The following is a 15134-nucleotide window of genomic DNA, read 5'->3' as shown; positions in this document are numbered from 1 at the left end:
CAAATCACCTCAACGGGTTTGTGGGGATGGGCTGTATTCATCTGGCAGTAAACTCCAGTAATTGGTCGTTAATCGGTTCGCTGAGCAACATGGTCCGGTCAGTTTCAAGGCTATGTGAGACTCGCCATGGAGCATGTCTGCCCTGGCGTGGGAGATGATCCATACCCCGTTGTATATAGCCCGAACTCAATACGTTCATGACATTCTCTTCAGTTGCTTCGTTGTCGGGTGCACGGGGTGTCACAGTGGCGATGTTGTTGCTGTCCATGTATTCAAACAGGCGACAGATGTAACGGGACGCGATATCGGATTTGAGTGTCCAGGAGGCGTTGGTATAGCCAAGGATAAAGGCTATGTTGGGCATATTTTGCAGAAGAACAGATTTATAACTCAGCAGTCTGTTTGCCGGTATGACCCTGTTGTCGATGCTCAGGGCCATGCCGCCAAAGGTCTGTAACTGTAAACCGGTAGCGGTAATCACAATATCCGCATCCAGCCTCTGCCCGGATTTGAGTTGAATACCCCGCTCGGTAAAGTGATCTATCTGGTCGGTTATTATCCGGGCTTTACCGGATTTGATGGCTTTGAAAAGGTCCCCGCCGGGCACCACGCAAAGTCGTTCCTGCCAGGGTGGATAATGCGGCGTGAAGTGCCGCATGTCGGCATCACTACCAATCGATTTTTTGACTTTCCACAGCAGGTATTTGCGCATTTGCTCAGGCCAGCGCATGGCACTTTTGTACAGCAGGCGTTGGAGAAAGGTGTTGGCAGAGCGCAGAACGCGGTAGAGCCACTGCCGGGGGAGTATTTTTTCGAGCAGTCTGATCAGGTTGTCGTAGCGGGGGGTGCTGAGATAGTAGCTCGGCGACCGCTGCAGCAGGGTGATCTGGGCGACATCTTGAGCCATTGCTGGCACGATTGTGGCTGCGGTCGCTCCGCTGCCGATAACCACCACTTTTTTGTCGCGATAATTCAGGGATTCTGGCCAAAATTGGGGATGGATACACTGCCCCTTGAAAGACCTGATGCCGGGAAATTCCGGTGAATAGCCAGCATCGTAGTTGTAGTAACCGGCGCAACTGATCAGGAAATGGCAGCAGTAGGTTGCGATGTCACCGGTGGTTTCATTGAGCGCCGTAACAGTCCACTGGGATCGGCTGCTGGACCAGTCGGCGGCGGTGACTTTGAGTCCAAAGTGGATGTGTTGATCAACGCCGTATTGCTCGGCCGTCCGCCTGATGTAATCGCGGATCAGTGAGCCCCCGGCGAGGATTTCAGGTTTCATCCATGGCTGAAAATCGTAGCCCATGGTGAACATGTCGGAGTCAGAGCGTACGCCGGGATAGCGAAACAGATCCCAGGTGCCGCCAATCGCATCGCGGCGTTCCAGAAGTCTGACGCGCCTGGTCGGCAGCTGCCGGGCGAGATGGCAGGCCATGCCGATACCGGACAGTCCGGCCCCGATAATCAATACATCAATGTCTTGTTCTGGCACGGTGGTTTCTCACTGTCGGCCGGACAACGCTCCGGCAATGACATTACAATGGCCATTCCACAATATTGTCGAATGACCTCAACATCGTTCCGGATGTCGACTGCATGTTGGTCGGTTGCCAGCCTCAGGACGAAAATTTCTTCATGATATCGACGGGCAGTGGAAACACGATAGTGGAACTCTTGTCACCGGCAATTTCCACCAGGGTTTGCAGATAGCGCAATTGAATGGCGGATTCCTCTGTGGCCAGTATCTTTGCTGCTTCTGCGAGTTTCTCTGCTGCTTCGGCTTCACCCATGGCGTGAATGACTTTTGCGCGACGCTCTCTCTCGGCCTCCGCCTGTTTGGCTATGGCGCGAATCATGGATTCGTTCAGATCCACATGCTTGATTTCCACGTTGGCCACTTTGACGCCCCAGGCCTCGGTCTGTTTGTCGAGAATGGTCTGCACGTCGGCATTGAGGCGGTCGCGCTCGGCCAGCATATCATCGAGCTCGTGCTGCCCCAGCACCGAGCGAAGGGTGGTCTGCGACAGTTGACTGGTGGCTTCAAGGTAATTTTCCACCTGGATGATGGCGCGCTCGGGGTCCATAACCCGGAAATAAATGACCGCATTGACCTGGACAGAGACATTATCCCTGGAGATAACGTCCTGAGTGGGTACATCCATCACCAGAGTGCGCAAATCCACCCGTACCATTTGTTGCAGTACAGGGATGATGATGACAAGACCGGGGCCCTTCACTTTGTAGAAGCGGCCCAGCATAAACACCACGCCGCGTTCATATTCCCGCAAGATACGGAACATGGACGCCAGTAATACGACCACTAATACCAGCAGTATCCCAAAAAATGTTTGCATTTCGAACATCAGTATTCTCCTTCAGTGGGTTTGCTGACCACAGCGGTCAGCCCGTCAATAGCCGTTACCCGTACCTGTTCATTCAATTGCAGGGGCGATTCTGACCGGGCATGCCAGAGTTCTCCCTCGAGCCAGACCCAGGCATTTACACCATCGACCCGTCCCACCGTTGCCATGCTTCCGATCAGATGCTCCGTGCCCGTGACCACTTTGCGATGTCGTGCCTTAACCAGCATGCTCAGGGCAAACACTAACAGGCCGATACTGAAGACTGTCAATGCAATGATCATCGGTAGGGCAATCTGGTAGGCTGGCAAGTTGGTGTCCATCAGCATGATTGAGCCGGTCAAAAAGGTGATTGCCCCACTGATCCCCATGAGACCGAAACTGGGGGCAAATGCCTCTGCTGTCATCAGGGCGATGCCCAGCAGAATCAAGCCCATCCCCGCATAGCTGATTGGTAACATTTGCAGGGCATACATGGCAATCAGCAGGCTAGCTGCTCCGACAATGCCCGGTAGGCCAATACCCGGATTGTAAAATTCTATAATCAGGCCATAGATACCGACCATGAGCAGGATATAGGCGATATTGGGGTTGGTGATAACTGCCAGGAATTCGCTGCGCCAGTCCACAGATTGGTAGTGGACGGTTTCCCCGGCAGTGGACAGTGTCACGGATTTTTTATCCAGCGTCACTTGACGGCCATCCAGTTGCGTCAGCAGGTTTTCAATGGAGTCTGCAACCAACTCGATAACGCCCTGTTCAAGGGCATCGTTTGCCGAGAGACTGACCCCTTTCCGCACTGCGCGTTCCGCCCAGTCACCGTTGCGGCCTCTGAGTTGTGCCAGGCTGCGGATATAGGCCACGGCATCATTCACCACCTTTCGTTCCATGGCATCGCCCGGCGGGGCAGCTTCTGTGTGTTCCTTGCTTTCTCCCTCAGATTTGCCATCGTTGGCATCATCGTTACCCGGCATGCTCGGCAATCCCGGTGATCCACCGCCCAACTGAACTGGCGTTGCCGCTCCGAGGTTGGTGCCGGGTGCCATGGCTGCCAAATGTGTGGCATACAACAGGTAGGTACCAGCACTGGCGGCCCTTGCCCCACTGGGAGACACATAACCAATGACTGGCAGAGGAGAAGCCAGGATGACCTTGATCATCTCCCGCATGGCCATATCCAGGCCGCCCGGCGTATCAATACGCAGTACGATCAGGCCGGCCTCAGCTGTGACGGCTTTCTCCATAGACCGTTCCATATGGTCAGCTGTTGCTGGCCCTATGGCTCCTTCGATATCAATCACCCATATTTCTGCCCGGAGAACCGCAGAGAAGAGCAAAAGGCATATAAGCAGACAACTGCGAGGGAGGTAACTCGGGCAACATGACAAAAGTTTCATGATGCCAGTATAGGACAGACAATCGGCACTGTTCATGTTTAACGGAACCGATTGACAGGTAAACAGCGCTGCCAATTGTCTTTGCCGGCGGGTAGACTAAATCAAAAGGACATAATCGGATAAGTATGGCCCGATGATGTGAAAACACAGTGAAGAATATTGATGAAGACTTTTGTCGGAAAAGTCGTGATTGTCACTGGTGCAACTTCCGGGTTGGGGGAAGCTACTATCCTGAAGCTTACCCTTGAGGGGGCAAGTTTTGTGAGCAGTGCCGTACCGATAGACGGTGGTGACACCTCGCGACTTTAATTGACAAAACGTTATTAACTGGCGCAGAAACGGCAGTGGACTGCCGAAACTGGAAAGTTGTTATCACACTCTGAACAGGTTGTTTTTATGAAAACGGTATTTCGCAAAATCTTTTGGCCTATCCTGCGTATTTTCGAGCGCAATGCACCTTCGCAGGGCTACCGCCCATTGAATCGAAAAATCCTGCTTTTTGTGGGCATTCTTTTTTTGATGTTGACCGGCATATCCCTCTATTTTGTGATTGCAGCAGCAGTCATGGGTGGGCTGATTCCTGTAATAGGCTTTTTGGTTGCTGGCACTGTTTGTCTTGTGGTTGCCCTGCTGGGCAGCGATGGGGCCGTGGTGAAAATCTGGGGAAGCAGATAGTGTCATTCAAACAGCAATAGGGATAAAAAAGGGGCATACAGCCCCTTTTTTATGATATTTGAGTCAGTATTACATCAGATTTTCTGACCTTTCGGGAGATTCTCATAGACCTCGTCATCGGGCGCGGCATTCAGGATTGCCTTGAAGTAGCTGCTGGGCAGTTTGATCTGGTAAGTGCGATTGCCCGTGATCGTAAGATCCATTCCCATATTGGCGCTGTCAAAGAAATTGATAAACGAGATCGGCAGGGCGATTCGCTCTTCGTAACGGCAATTGGCTGCCTCGCAGACATTTTCATCTTTCGACATGGGTACCAGGCGAAGCTCGCCATCCTTGGTGGTTGCCTTGCTGTAGGAACGCCAGCCTTCATCATTGTACTGAGCTGTGACGTAGAGAATGTACTGGTCTTCACCCTCGAGATCTACAGCGCGCACCAGATAGATCTCGGAAAAATTCTCGGACAGCTTTTTTTCCGAGAGGGCAAAGTTCGGACCGTAGGTGATTTCACCGTTCACCGGATCCATTTTGTATTCGATCAGGGTGCTGATTTCCTCCGGGGACTGCCAATTGATTTTGGCTTCTTTGGAAGATTCCTGGGAGACAGGTTCACTGTTTGAGCCGGCGTGTACCTGCAGGGAAGCCAGTGCCAGCAGGGCAAGGATCTGTGGAATTATTTTCATGTGTGACTCCATGGTATTGATGAGTACTTGACGCGTTGATTTTTTAGTGGTCGGTATGCTTGCGCTTTTGCCCATGCATTTCAACCTGTTTATTACTGTAAAACGTTTCAACATGGTCTTTATGGCCGTTCTGCTAGTCGTACGATTAAGCACGTTTGTTATCGACGCATTGGCAACTATGATTACTTCAGCTATCGATGGTTCCTGAACAGGGCAATTTTCATTGCGGCTGGTGCAAGAACTTTTCGTGGATAATTATTACGTGGGGGATGGCTATCTGGATCAACGAAAACCGAGCAGTGTCCGAGTGGGCTCTGTTTTTTCAGGATTGCCGTGTTCTCAATGAATAGTGCCAACTATGCTAAGATGCGGGGTTTGCGATTGATGAATACAGCCTGTTATGAGCCAAGCGACACCCTATATCGTTCGAACCTTTCCAGTGGGGCCGTTGCAGTGTAACTGCACGGTCATAGGTGACCCGGCCACCCGTCGGGCTCTGGTGATTGATCCCGGTGGCAATGCCGCAGATATTCAGGCCATTCTGGCAGAACTGCAATTGGTGGTTGTGGCAATTATTCATACCCACGCGCATCTGGATCATATCCTCGCCGCCGGTGAGATCAAAAAGACCACTGGTGCACCCATTTATCTGCACCGTCAGGACATGTTTCTGTGGCGTGGTGTCGCGGAACAATGTGCCATGTTTGGCGTGCCGCTGGTGACCCTTCCCGATCCTGATCATTATTTTGAGGATGACCATGATCTGGGATGTTGTGGCGGGGTGGCAATGCATACGCCGGGGCACACACCGGGTTCTACCAGTTTCTGGTTCGAGCCGGCCGCTTTGTTGATCGCCGGAGATACCCTGTTTCGCAGTGGTATCGGCCGCACCGATTTGCCCGGTGGCAATCACGGTCAGATCGTCAAATCCATTCGCGAGCGGCTCTATACCCTGGATGACAATGTGGCCGTGGTCACCGGGCACGGGCCGGGTACCACGATTGGTGATGAGAAGTACCACAACAGGTTCGTGCGGGCCTGAATGCCTGCTTCCCCCAACAGAGACGGAGTGCTTATGAAGCAACAGATACTGGCGATGCTGGAGTTGCAGAATGCGATGAATAGCAGGGTGAATGAGAACTGGGCCGAGCAGCATTTTGCATGGTATCGGGCGATATGGGTGGAATGTGCCGAATTGCTTGATCACTATGGTTGGAAGTGGTGGAAAAAACAGACGCCGGATGCAAACCAGGTAAAACTGGAGCTGGTGGATATCTGGCATTTCGGCCTCAGTATTCTGCTGCTGGAATCCCGGAACCACCATGGAGATATAGCCCGGTTGGTGGAGCGGCAGCTGGCGGATGCCAAGCCTTCCGGTGATTTTCGTGAAGACCTCGAGGCATTTACCCTGAGCACCCTGCAAACTAAAAAGTTTGATGTGGCCGGGTTCGGTGCCTTGATGGCGGGGGTGGGGTTGAGTTTTGATGAGCTTTACACCCGCTATGTCGGTAAAAATGTGCTGAACTTTTTTCGCCAGGACCACGGTTACCAGGATGGTAGCTACCGCAAGCAGTGGGGTAGCAAGGAAGATAATGAGCACTTGGTGGAAGCGGTTGCGGAACTTGATCATCGTTGCCCTGAATTCAAGGATGATCTCTATCAGGCCCTGCAGAACCGCTATGCCGACAGCGCCTGACCAGTTTGGGCGTCTGTGCTAAAACCGATAGAATGGCCTCTTCTCTGAGTGGTTCCACAACCCAAAAAACTTTTACAAGACAATCATGATCGATTTCGATACTCGCAAACAGCGACTGGAATTCAACAAGCTGCAAAAACGCCTGCGCCGCAATGTGGGCAAGGCCATTGCCGACTTCAATATGATTGAAGAGGGTGACAAGGTGATGGTCTGCCTGTCCGGCGGGAAAGATTCCTACGGTATGCTGGATATTTTGCTCGGCCTGCAGAAAACCGCACCGGTCAGCTTTGAGCTGGTCGCCGTCAATCTCGACCAGAAACAACCCGGCTTTCCGCCGGAGGTGTTGCCCCGCTATTTGACCGAACTGGGGGTTCCCTTTCATATTCTTGAAAAGGACACCTACAGTGTTGTCACCGAGTTGATCCCGGAAGGCAAGACGTACTGCAGTCTATGTTCGCGGTTGCGGCGCGGCACCCTATACGGCTTTGCCGAACAGATTGGTGCCACTAGAATTGCCCTTGGCCACCACCGCGATGACATGATTGAAACCCTGTTTCTGAATATGTTCTACGGTGGAAAACTGAAGTCCATGCCGCCAAAACTGCTCAGCGATGACAAGCAGAATATGGTGATACGCCCACTTGCCTACTGCAAGGAAAGCGACCTGGAGCGCTATGCCATAGCCAAGCAGTTTCCGATTATTCCCTGTAACCTGTGTGGTTCTCAGGATGGCTTGCAGCGCAAGGTCATCAAGGACATGCTGCAAACTTGGGAGAAAGAGCATCCCGGACGTCTGGAAACGATTTTTAGTGCCATTCAGTCCGTTGAGCCCTCACAGCTGGCCGATGCCTCCCTGTTTGATTTCGCAGATTTGAAGCTGGATCGGTCGCCGCGCATTGGAGCGGTCAATCTCTGGGATGCCGACAGCGATGCTGTCCGCGAGCCTGCCTGATGCGCTACAGCTTTCGGTGCCGGAGTGATCACCCTATAATCATTCCTTTCAGCAAGGCGGATACTGCCCCATGAGTTATCAGGTTCTGGCCCGCAAGTGGCGCCCTCGCAATTTCAGCGAGATGGTTGGGCAGGAGCATGTGTTGCGGGCCCTGATCAATGCCCTCGATAACAATCGGCTACACCATGCCTACCTGTTTACCGGTACCCGGGGTGTGGGGAAAACCACCATCGCCCGGATTCTGGCCAAATGCCTCAATTGTGATACGGGCATCAGCTCAAATCCTTGTGGTACATGCAGTGCCTGTGTGTCGATCGCAGAGAATCGATTCGTTGATCTGATAGAAGTGGATGCAGCTTCGCGTACCAAGGTCGAGGACACCCGGGAGCTGCTGGATAACGTTCAATACGCACCGACGGCGGGGCGCTTTAAAGTCTACCTGATTGATGAAGTGCATATGCTCTCCGGTCACAGCTTTAACGCACTGCTGAAAACCCTTGAAGAACCACCACCTCACGTGAAATTTCTGCTGGCCACCACGGATCCGCAAAAACTGCCGGTGACGATTCTGTCGCGCTGCCTGCAATTCAACCTCAAGCATCTGAGTCCTGAACGAATTGTGGAGCATCTGCAGTTTGTATTGGGTGAGGAAAAAGTCCCTTGTGAAGAGGCTGGTCTCTGGGCTCTAGCCCGCTCTGCCGACGGCAGTATGCGCGATGCCCTGAGTCTAACTGATCAGGCCATTGCTCATGGTGGTGGCAAAATCACCGAGGCGGAAGTCTATGACATGCTTGGCACCATCGACCTTGGGGCCATTGCCGATATCGCCAGAGCGCTGGCCAACGGGGATGCGGTGGATCTCCTTGCGGTGGTAGGGCGTATGGCGGAGCATGCTCCGGATTTTGGTGTCGCATTGGCCGATCTGCTTTCAGTCTGGCACCGGGTTGCCATCGCTCAAACCGTTCCCGATGCACTGGATAATCGACATGGTGATGACCCATTGGTGCGTGAGTTGGCAAAAGCGCTCAGCCCCGAAGATGTTCAGTTATTTTACCAGATAGCCCTGTTGGGGCGACGGGATCTGCCATTGGCACCGGAACCCCGAATCGGCTTTGAAATGGCTCTGCTGAGAATGCTGGCATTTCAGCCGGTGGCAGACAGTGCTGTACATCCCCCTCCGGCACCAGCGGGTTTGTCTAATGTGTCTGTCGCTCCGACCGCAGAGGGGGCGGAGGAGTCGCCAAAAAAGTCCCTATCCAGTGATCGCGACAGCACGCTGTCAGCAACTGTGCGGGCGGGTTCTGTCGAAACATTCAAGCCAGCTGTGGATCGATCATCAGTTGAATCGGTCCCCGAGATTGAGGTGGCGCCTGAGGCTGCTGAACGTGCGAATCCTCCAATGGCGGTGAATGCGTTGCCCTTGGCTGAGGTTGTGCCGGATCGCTGGATTGAAATTTACCAGGGGCTTCAGGTGGCTGGTTTGTTGCAAAATATTGCCGCCAATTTGTGCCTGGTGGATATCGATGGTCCAGTGCTGCACTTTGTGCTGGATATCGCCAGTAGCTCCCTGTACGAGGAATCGCATCAGCAGCGCCTCGCCGATGTCCTCACAGAATACTTTGGCGAGCCGGTGACTGTGCAGATTGAAGTGGGTGCAGTCGCTACTGAAACACCTTTGGCTCGCACTGAAAGACTGCGCCGTGAACGCCAGTCGCAGGCGGTGGAGCAGCTGCGACTGGATCCCAATGTCCGGCGAATCACCGAGCTGTTCAATGGGGTTTTGCTGGAAAACACAATTAAACCAATAGATTAATAAATTTCGGTAACTTTATGAATATAAATGAATTAATGAAGCAAGCCCAGGACATGCAAGCAAAGATGCAGCAACTGCAGGCCGAGGCAGCCAAAACAGAGGTCACCGGGGAAGCGGGTGCCGGTCTGGTTCAGGTGGTGATGAATGGTCGCCACGATGTGCGCAAGGTCAATCTGGATTCATCCCTGCTCAGTGAAGAAAAGGGGTTCCTGGAAGATCTGTTGGCCGCAGCTGTCAATGATGCCGTCAGGAAGGTCGAGGAAGACCAGCGCAAACAGATGGAAAAACTTACCGGTGGCATGCAGATGCCGCCGGGTTTCCAGATGCCTTTTTGAGCCGTTGCTCAGGTAGCAAGACAGGACGCACCTTGATTGAAGGGTGCGTTCGAATGATTCCCCGGAGATTGGAAACAGATTGTGTTCAGCCCTTTGATAGACGAATTGATTGATGCCTTGCGCTGCCTGCCCGGTGTGGGCCCAAAGTCCGCCCAGCGGATGGCGCTGCAACTGCTGGAGCGCAATCGTGATGGGGCAGTGCGTCTCTCCAGTGCTCTGAATCAGGCCGCAGAACACGTGCGGCGTTGCCGAATGTGCCGGACCCTGACGGAAGCCGACCTGTGTGAGATATGCAGTAATGGACGTCGCGATATTCATCAGTTATGCGTGGTGGAAACACCTGCCGACATGTTTGCTATTGAGCACAGTGGCAGTTATCGGGGCCGTTATTTTGTCCTGCTTGGCCATCTTTCGCCAATTGATGGTATCGGGCCGGATGCCATCGGTGTAGATCATCTGATGTCCCGGTTGGCTGAAGAAGAGATCAATGAATTGATTCTGGCTACGAATCTCACCGTCGAGGGTGAAACCACGGCCCATTACATCAGTGAAAGAGCCAGAATGCTCAATGTGACAGTGAGCCGTATCGCCCACGGCGTGCCGATGGGTGGCGAGCTTGAATATGTGGATGGCGGAACTCTGTCCCATGCCTTTACCAGCCGCAAACAATTATAGTGGGTCTGCCAATCCATGCCGTAGATTTCTTAATGACCTTTGTAACGGGAAGCACTGATGTCTGAACAAATGCCGTCACCAATTCTGGTGGCTGATAGTGCCGCTTTGAGCCACTGCGTCGAAGCGCTGCAAAAATCCGATGTGCTGGCCGTTGACACCGAGTTTATGCGGACCGATACGTTTTACCCGATATTGGGTTTGATCCAGATATTTGACGGACAGCAATGCTGGCTAATTGATCCCGTGGCACTGGATTCACTCGATGAGCTGGGCAGTGTTTTTAAAAACCCGGCAATCATCAAGGTATTCCACTCCTGTTCTGAGGATCTGGAGGTGTTGCAGCATGTGATGGGTACTCTGCCTCAACCCCTGTTTGATACCCAGGTTGCAGCGGCGTTGTCCGGTTTTGGGTTTTCCCGGGGCTATGCTGCCTTGGTGGATGACATGCTGGGTCATCACGTGCCCAAGGGCGAGACCCGCTCAGACTGGCTGCAGCGGCCTCTCAGTGAAGCGCAACTGGGTTATGCGGCTTCCGATGTTTATTTCCTGCTGCCTGTCTACCATTTGTTGGTGGCGGCCCTGGAAAAACTCGATCGGACGGCATGGATGGAAGAGGAAATGACGACATTGGTCGGTCGTTCGCTTCAGACTGATGACACCGCAGACTATTATCGCAAGGTTAAGGGTGCCTGGAAGCTGGAAGCGAAAGCGCTGCAGGTATTGCAGGCAATTTGCCAGTGGCGGGAAGTTGAAGCGCGGCAGCGCAATCGTCCGCGCAACCGCCTGATAGCTGATCGGACCCTGCTGGATATCGCCATCGCGCAACCGGCCAGCAAGCAGTCACTGGCCGGTATCGAAGGCATTTTTCCGGGTTTTTTACGTCGTTATGGCGACGATCTTCTGTCACTGGTTCATCGGGCGCAGAGTGATCATGTATCAAACCCCAAGCCATTGCCGCCGCTGGATGCGCCTTTGCCAAAAGCGGCCAGGGATATGGCGAAGGAGCTTAAGGCGGTGGCCAGCGAATGCGCAGAATCCCGGAACCTGTCGGTTGAAATGCTGGTCAGAAAGCGCGATATCGAGGAGTTGGTGCGTTCGGCGGTCGATACGGGCAAGCCCAGTCTCTCCGTAGCATTGCGGGAAGGCTGGCGCTATGACCTGATCGGGCAGGCGCTTCTTGCAGAAGTCAGTCGTCTTTTGTCATCCAATCCGAGTGCCGTCAATGAGTAAACAAATCTGCAAAATCTATCGCAGCTCGAAAAACGAAGCCATGTATCTCTATGTTGATCATCAGGAGGATCTGGATCGAATTCCCGAACCGTTAATGCAGCGATTCGGCAAACCCAAACTGGCAATGACCCTGGCACTCTCTTTGGATAAAAAGCTGGCCAGAGCTGATATAGCCAAGGTACTCGAAGCGATCAGAGAGCAGGGTTATTATCTCCAGTTGCCACCAGGTCCCGAGGCGTATATGCAGGAATTGCGTAATAAAAACGATAAGCTTTAAAGGGTAAGTGATTGAGCAAAAAACCTTTTTGGGAAGAAAAGTCACTGGCAGAGATGAGTCGGGATGAATGGGAGCAGCTCTGTGATGGTTGCGCCCGATGTTGTCTCCACAAGCTGGAAGATGAGGAGAATGGCGATATCTTTTATACAGATGTTGCCTGTCAGTTGCTCGACCAGACCAGCTGCCGTTGCGTCGATTACCGGCATCGGCTGGCAAAAGTGCCGGATTGCCTAGCCCTGTCACCCAAAAAAATAGATCAATTTCACTGGTTGCCAGATACCTGCGCCTATCGCCTACTGGCTGCTGGCCGTCGATTGAAAGCCTGGCATCCGCTGGTTTCCGGCGATCCTGAATCAGTACACCGGGCAGGCATTTCAGTCCGGGGCAGGGTGGTTGAAGAATTTGCAGTCGCAGAGCAGGATATGGAGGACCATGTGATCCACTGGGTGAGCAGTTGATCCGGTTTTTTTGAGTTCTCTTTGACATCTTCTGCCAACTGGTTTTTAGTGGCGGCCTCTGCTTCTCAGAGGGTGAGTCAAAACATCCTGGGCAATAGGTTATACTCGCCGATCACGGATTGAATAACGGACGTATCAAAGGGAAAGGAGCGTATTTATGTATTCAGACGAAAACTATCTTTGGGGACTGGTCGCCTATTATGTCGGTAGTGGGCTGGTGTTGCTGTTTTTATGGCGGTTCCGCGAGCTGTTACCCGGTAGGCATTTTCGCAATGTGCTGCTGCTGTTGATCAGTGCCACTTTGCTGGTGCCTATCAAGGCCTACCCCGACCTCCATTATCTGGCCCCGGCCTGGTTTGTCAGCTTGTATGAGGGGCTAACGAGTGCTTCGGATCAGGGTTATTTGCGTGGCGCGCTGCCCATCTTCGTCTGCTTTTTTGCAGCATTGCTGGTTTATACGGGTGGGCAGCTGATTGCCGGTCAGTTTGTTCGATCCTCCAGGACTGCAGACCACGAAGTGAATTCCTAGAGAGTCAAAGCGGCTTCAAGTGTTTCCAGCTGCTCGGCCAGTTCCAGCCATTGAATCTCAACTGCCTCTCGCTGCTGTTTGAGCTGACTCTGTTCAAACAGCAGTGACTGCAACGCCTCTTTGTGCTCGGGTTGATAAATTGCCGGGTCGGCAAGACGATTTTCAACATCATTGACCGCCACATCCAGCTTGTTCATGCGAAGTTCTGCTTCACTCAGGGCCTTCTTGAGCGGACGCAGCTGTTGCCGGATTTCAGCCCCTTCACGGCGTTGCTGTTTTCGGTGTATAGCAGGCCCGGGTGCGGAGGATGTTTGTTCGCCTTTGTCGCGCAGTCGTGACAGCAGCCAGTGGGTGTAGCTGTCGAGATCGCCAGCAAAAGGCGCCACTTCCCCAGCGTTTACCAGCAATAGTTCATCAACGGTATTCCGGATCAAATGCCGATCATGGGATATCAGTACCACAGCACCGGCAAAGTCCTGTAACGCCATGGTCAGCGCATGGCGCATTTCGAGATCCAGGTGGTTGGTGGGTTCGTCGAGTAACAGAAGGTTGGGCTTTAGCCAGACGATGATCGCCAGAGCCAGTCGTGCCTTTTCACCACCTGAGAAATGCTCGATCACATCCAGTGCCATGTCGCCACGAAAATCAAAGCGACCCAGAAAATTGCGCATGCTCTGCTCTGTGGCGCTCGGCGTCAGTCGCTGTAAATGCAGCAGGGGACTGGCGGATATATCGAGAGCATCGAGTTGGTGTTGGGTGAAATAGCCGATGGAGAGGTGTTCCCCCGCAACGCGCTCACCACCGAGAGGCCGTAAATCACCGGCTAGGGTTTTAATCAGCGTCGATTTGCCGGCGCCGTTGGCGCCGAGCAGTGCGATTCGGCTACCCGGATGCAAGGTCATGTTGACTTCGCTGAGGATAGGTTTGTCGGGATAACCCGACACAGTTTTACTGAGTGATAGCAGCGGATCGCTGATTCGTTCCGGAGGGAAAAATTCAAAGTCGAACGGTGAATCAATATGCGCGGGCGCGACGGTTGCCATTCGCTCCAGCTCCTTAAGGCGACTCTGGGCCTGTCGGGCCTTGGTGGCCTGAGCCCTGAAGCGAGCGACGAATCGATTGATTTCTCCGATACGGCGTTGCTGCTTTTCATAAACAGCCTGCTGTTGGGTGAGTCGCTCGCTGCGCTGGCGCTCAAATGCCGAGTAGTTGCCGCGATAGCTGAGCAGGCTGGCGTGTTCGATATGAAAAATTTCTTCGCAGACGTTGTCGATAAAATCTCGATCGTGGGAAATCAACAAAACGGTACCCGGGTAATTCTGCAGCCATCGTTCCAACCAGAGAGTCGTATCCATATCCAGGTGGTTGGTAGGCTCGTCGAGCATCAGAAAATCGGATGGGCACATCAATGCTCTGGCCAGATTCAGGCGAATCCGCCAGCCACCTGAAAAACGGCTCACTGGGGAAGCTCTTTCCTCTGCAGAAAAGCCCAGCCCCTCCAGCAATTGTTCCGCCCGTAGCGGAGCGGTATAACCATCGATCTCGTCCAGTGCCTGATGCAGGTTGGCCAGCCGGTCGTTGGCCTGATCGGTTTCGGCCCGGGCGATGTCTGCCTCCAGCTTGCGCAGGGCCTGGTCACCATCAATGACAAAGTCCAGCGCAGCCCGGTCGGTTGTCTGAACCTCCTGTGCCATATGGGCCATGCGCCATTGGCCGGGGATTTGTAGAGTGCCTTCCTCTACCGTCAACTCCCCCAGAAGCAGGCTGAAAAGGCTCGATTTACCAGCGCCATTGGCGCCAATCAACGCTATTTTCCGACCTGGGTGGATGGTTGCGCTGGTTTTTTCCAGTAGCCGTTTGGTGCCCCGCTGCAGGGTAATGTTTTCCATAATGATCATGGTCGGCATTATGACGGATTTGTGGTCTTTAAGCCGCATTGGCGGACGTCGTTTGTCGTGCTTGTGGCAATTAATTCAGTGATGGTCAGCAAACTGCCACAAGTTCTGTTGTACGTCTGCCAGCCATTTGGTTAGCATTGGTTATCGGGCTAAAAC

The 15134-nt window shown here is 53.2% G+C and carries 17 protein-coding genes; 12 read left to right on the top strand and 5 right to left on the bottom strand.

Going from position 1 to position 15134, the window contains the following annotated elements:
* Window positions 1–37 precede the first annotated feature (37 nt).
* From U740_RS09595 to U740_RS09585, 3 genes are all read right to left on the bottom strand, one after another.
* Window positions 38–1495 carry a flavin-containing monooxygenase gene (locus U740_RS09595; protein WP_036860443.1) on the bottom strand — a complete coding sequence of 486 codons (1458 nt, stop codon included), beginning with the start codon at window positions 1493–1495 and terminating at the stop codon, window positions 38–40.
* Between the two features lie 124 nt (window positions 1496–1619).
* Complete coding sequence (locus U740_RS09590) at window positions 1620–2366, bottom strand: slipin family protein (protein WP_152556821.1); 747 nt, start codon at window positions 2364–2366, stop codon at window positions 1620–1622.
* Window positions 2366–3760: an NfeD family protein gene (locus tag U740_RS09585; protein ID WP_036861841.1), complete on the bottom strand. Its 1395-nt coding sequence runs from the start codon at window positions 3758–3760 to the stop codon at window positions 2366–2368. The genes U740_RS09590 and U740_RS09585 overlap by 1 nt, the downstream gene beginning before the upstream one ends.
* Window positions 3761–3922: 162 nt before the next feature.
* Here U740_RS09585 and U740_RS12210 point away from each other — a divergent pair, with 162 nt between their 5' ends.
* Together U740_RS12210 and U740_RS09580 are read left to right on the top strand one after the other, a co-directional pair.
* The gene (locus U740_RS12210) at window positions 3923–4069 is read left to right on the top strand and encodes a hypothetical protein (protein WP_160172066.1); all 147 of its coding nucleotides are present in this window, start codon (window positions 3923–3925) and stop codon (window positions 4067–4069) included.
* Between the two features lie 87 nt (window positions 4070–4156).
* On the top strand, window positions 4157–4435 hold the full coding sequence (locus U740_RS09580; protein ID WP_036860441.1) for a hypothetical protein: 279 nt from the start codon (window positions 4157–4159) through the stop codon (window positions 4433–4435).
* Window positions 4436–4509: 74 nt separating this feature from the next.
* Here U740_RS09580 and U740_RS09575 read toward each other — a convergent pair whose 3' ends face one another.
* A complete protein-coding gene (locus U740_RS09575; protein WP_152556820.1) occupies window positions 4510–5115 on the bottom strand; it encodes a hypothetical protein in 606 nt (201 codons plus the stop codon).
* 400 nt (window positions 5116–5515) lie between these two features.
* On the opposite strand from U740_RS09575, the gene U740_RS09570 reads away from it, so the two are divergent.
* The 10 genes from U740_RS09570 to U740_RS09525 all read left to right on the top strand — a co-directional run bounded on the left by U740_RS09570 (window position 5516) and on the right by U740_RS09525 (window position 13080).
* Complete coding sequence (locus tag U740_RS09570) at window positions 5516–6157, top strand: MBL fold metallo-hydrolase (RefSeq protein ID WP_036860435.1); 642 nt, start codon at window positions 5516–5518, stop codon at window positions 6155–6157.
* A 33-nt stretch (window positions 6158–6190) separates the two neighbouring features.
* A complete protein-coding gene (locus U740_RS09565) occupies window positions 6191–6811 on the top strand; it encodes a dUTP diphosphatase (protein ID WP_036860434.1) in 621 nt (206 codons plus the stop codon).
* Between the two features lie 88 nt (window positions 6812–6899).
* Window positions 6900–7763: a tRNA 2-thiocytidine(32) synthetase TtcA gene (ttcA, locus tag U740_RS09560; RefSeq protein ID WP_081890964.1), complete on the top strand. Its 864-nt coding sequence runs from the start codon at window positions 6900–6902 to the stop codon at window positions 7761–7763.
* A 70-nt stretch (window positions 7764–7833) separates the two neighbouring features.
* Window positions 7834–9576 carry a DNA polymerase III subunit gamma/tau gene (gene dnaX / locus U740_RS09555; RefSeq protein ID WP_036860432.1) on the top strand — a complete coding sequence of 581 codons (1743 nt, stop codon included), beginning with the start codon at window positions 7834–7836 and terminating at the stop codon, window positions 9574–9576.
* 17 nt (window positions 9577–9593) lie between these two features.
* Complete coding sequence (locus tag U740_RS09550; protein WP_036860430.1) at window positions 9594–9911, top strand: YbaB/EbfC family nucleoid-associated protein; 318 nt, start codon at window positions 9594–9596, stop codon at window positions 9909–9911.
* Between the two features lie 81 nt (window positions 9912–9992).
* Window positions 9993–10586, top strand: coding sequence for a recombination mediator RecR (gene recR, locus U740_RS09545; protein WP_036860428.1), 594 nt, complete (start codon window positions 9993–9995; stop codon window positions 10584–10586).
* 57 nt (window positions 10587–10643) lie between these two features.
* Window positions 10644–11816 carry a ribonuclease D gene (gene rnd, locus U740_RS09540; RefSeq protein WP_051921387.1) on the top strand — a complete coding sequence of 391 codons (1173 nt, stop codon included), beginning with the start codon at window positions 10644–10646 and terminating at the stop codon, window positions 11814–11816.
* Entirely contained in the window at window positions 11809–12093 is a 285-nt protein-coding gene (locus U740_RS09535; RefSeq protein ID WP_036860426.1) for a YcgL domain-containing protein, read from the top strand. The genes rnd and U740_RS09535 overlap by 8 nt, the downstream gene beginning before the upstream one ends.
* A gap of 11 nt (window positions 12094–12104) precedes the next feature.
* Window positions 12105–12551, top strand: coding sequence for a YcgN family cysteine cluster protein (locus U740_RS09530; protein ID WP_036860425.1), 447 nt, complete (start codon window positions 12105–12107; stop codon window positions 12549–12551).
* A 157-nt stretch (window positions 12552–12708) separates the two neighbouring features.
* Complete coding sequence (locus U740_RS09525; RefSeq protein WP_036860423.1) at window positions 12709–13080, top strand: hypothetical protein; 372 nt, start codon at window positions 12709–12711, stop codon at window positions 13078–13080.
* On the opposite strand, the gene U740_RS09520 is transcribed toward U740_RS09525, so the two are convergent.
* On the bottom strand, window positions 13077–14978 hold the full coding sequence (locus U740_RS09520) for an ATP-binding cassette domain-containing protein (protein WP_036861833.1): 1902 nt from the start codon (window positions 14976–14978) through the stop codon (window positions 13077–13079). The two genes, U740_RS09525 and U740_RS09520, sit on opposite strands and share 4 nt — an antisense overlap.
* Between the last annotated feature and the right edge of the window lie 156 nt (window positions 14979–15134).

The organism is Porticoccus hydrocarbonoclasticus MCTG13d (genome assembly GCF_000744735.1).
Classification (GTDB): domain Bacteria; phylum Pseudomonadota; class Gammaproteobacteria; order Pseudomonadales; family Porticoccaceae; genus Porticoccus; species Porticoccus hydrocarbonoclasticus.
Note: the sequence above shows the minus strand (reverse complement) of the source record. Positions and strands in the feature narration are given on the sequence as shown.

What these genes read in the sequence shown, in the direction of transcription:
- U740_RS09565 (WP_036860434.1), top strand. Translation starts at nt 6,191, where the DNA reads ATGAAGCAACAGATACTGGCGATGCTGGAGTTGCAGAATGCGATGAAT.
- U740_RS09520 (WP_036861833.1), bottom strand. Translation starts at nt 14,978, where the DNA reads ATGATCATTATGGAAAACATTACCCTGCAGCGGGGCACCAAACGGCTA.
- U740_RS09535 (WP_036860426.1), top strand. Translation starts at nt 11,809, where the DNA reads ATGAGTAAACAAATCTGCAAAATCTATCGCAGCTCGAAAAACGAAGCC.
- U740_RS09575 (WP_152556820.1), bottom strand. Translation starts at nt 5,115, where the DNA reads ATGAAAATAATTCCACAGATCCTTGCCCTGCTGGCACTGGCTTCCCTG.
- U740_RS09590 (WP_152556821.1), bottom strand. Translation starts at nt 2,366, where the DNA reads ATGTTCGAAATGCAAACATTTTTTGGGATACTGCTGGTATTAGTGGTC.
- U740_RS09550 (WP_036860430.1), top strand. Translation starts at nt 9,594, where the DNA reads ATGAATATAAATGAATTAATGAAGCAAGCCCAGGACATGCAAGCAAAG.
- dnaX (WP_036860432.1), top strand. Translation starts at nt 7,834, where the DNA reads ATGAGTTATCAGGTTCTGGCCCGCAAGTGGCGCCCTCGCAATTTCAGC.
- U740_RS09580 (WP_036860441.1), top strand. Translation starts at nt 4,157, where the DNA reads ATGAAAACGGTATTTCGCAAAATCTTTTGGCCTATCCTGCGTATTTTC.
- rnd (WP_051921387.1), top strand. Translation starts at nt 10,644, where the DNA reads ATGTCTGAACAAATGCCGTCACCAATTCTGGTGGCTGATAGTGCCGCT.
- U740_RS09525 (WP_036860423.1), top strand. Translation starts at nt 12,709, where the DNA reads ATGTATTCAGACGAAAACTATCTTTGGGGACTGGTCGCCTATTATGTC.
- U740_RS12210 (WP_160172066.1), top strand. Translation starts at nt 3,923, where the DNA reads ATGAAGACTTTTGTCGGAAAAGTCGTGATTGTCACTGGTGCAACTTCC.
- U740_RS09585 (WP_036861841.1), bottom strand. Translation starts at nt 3,760, where the DNA reads ATGAAACTTTTGTCATGTTGCCCGAGTTACCTCCCTCGCAGTTGTCTG.
- U740_RS09570 (WP_036860435.1), top strand. Translation starts at nt 5,516, where the DNA reads ATGAGCCAAGCGACACCCTATATCGTTCGAACCTTTCCAGTGGGGCCG.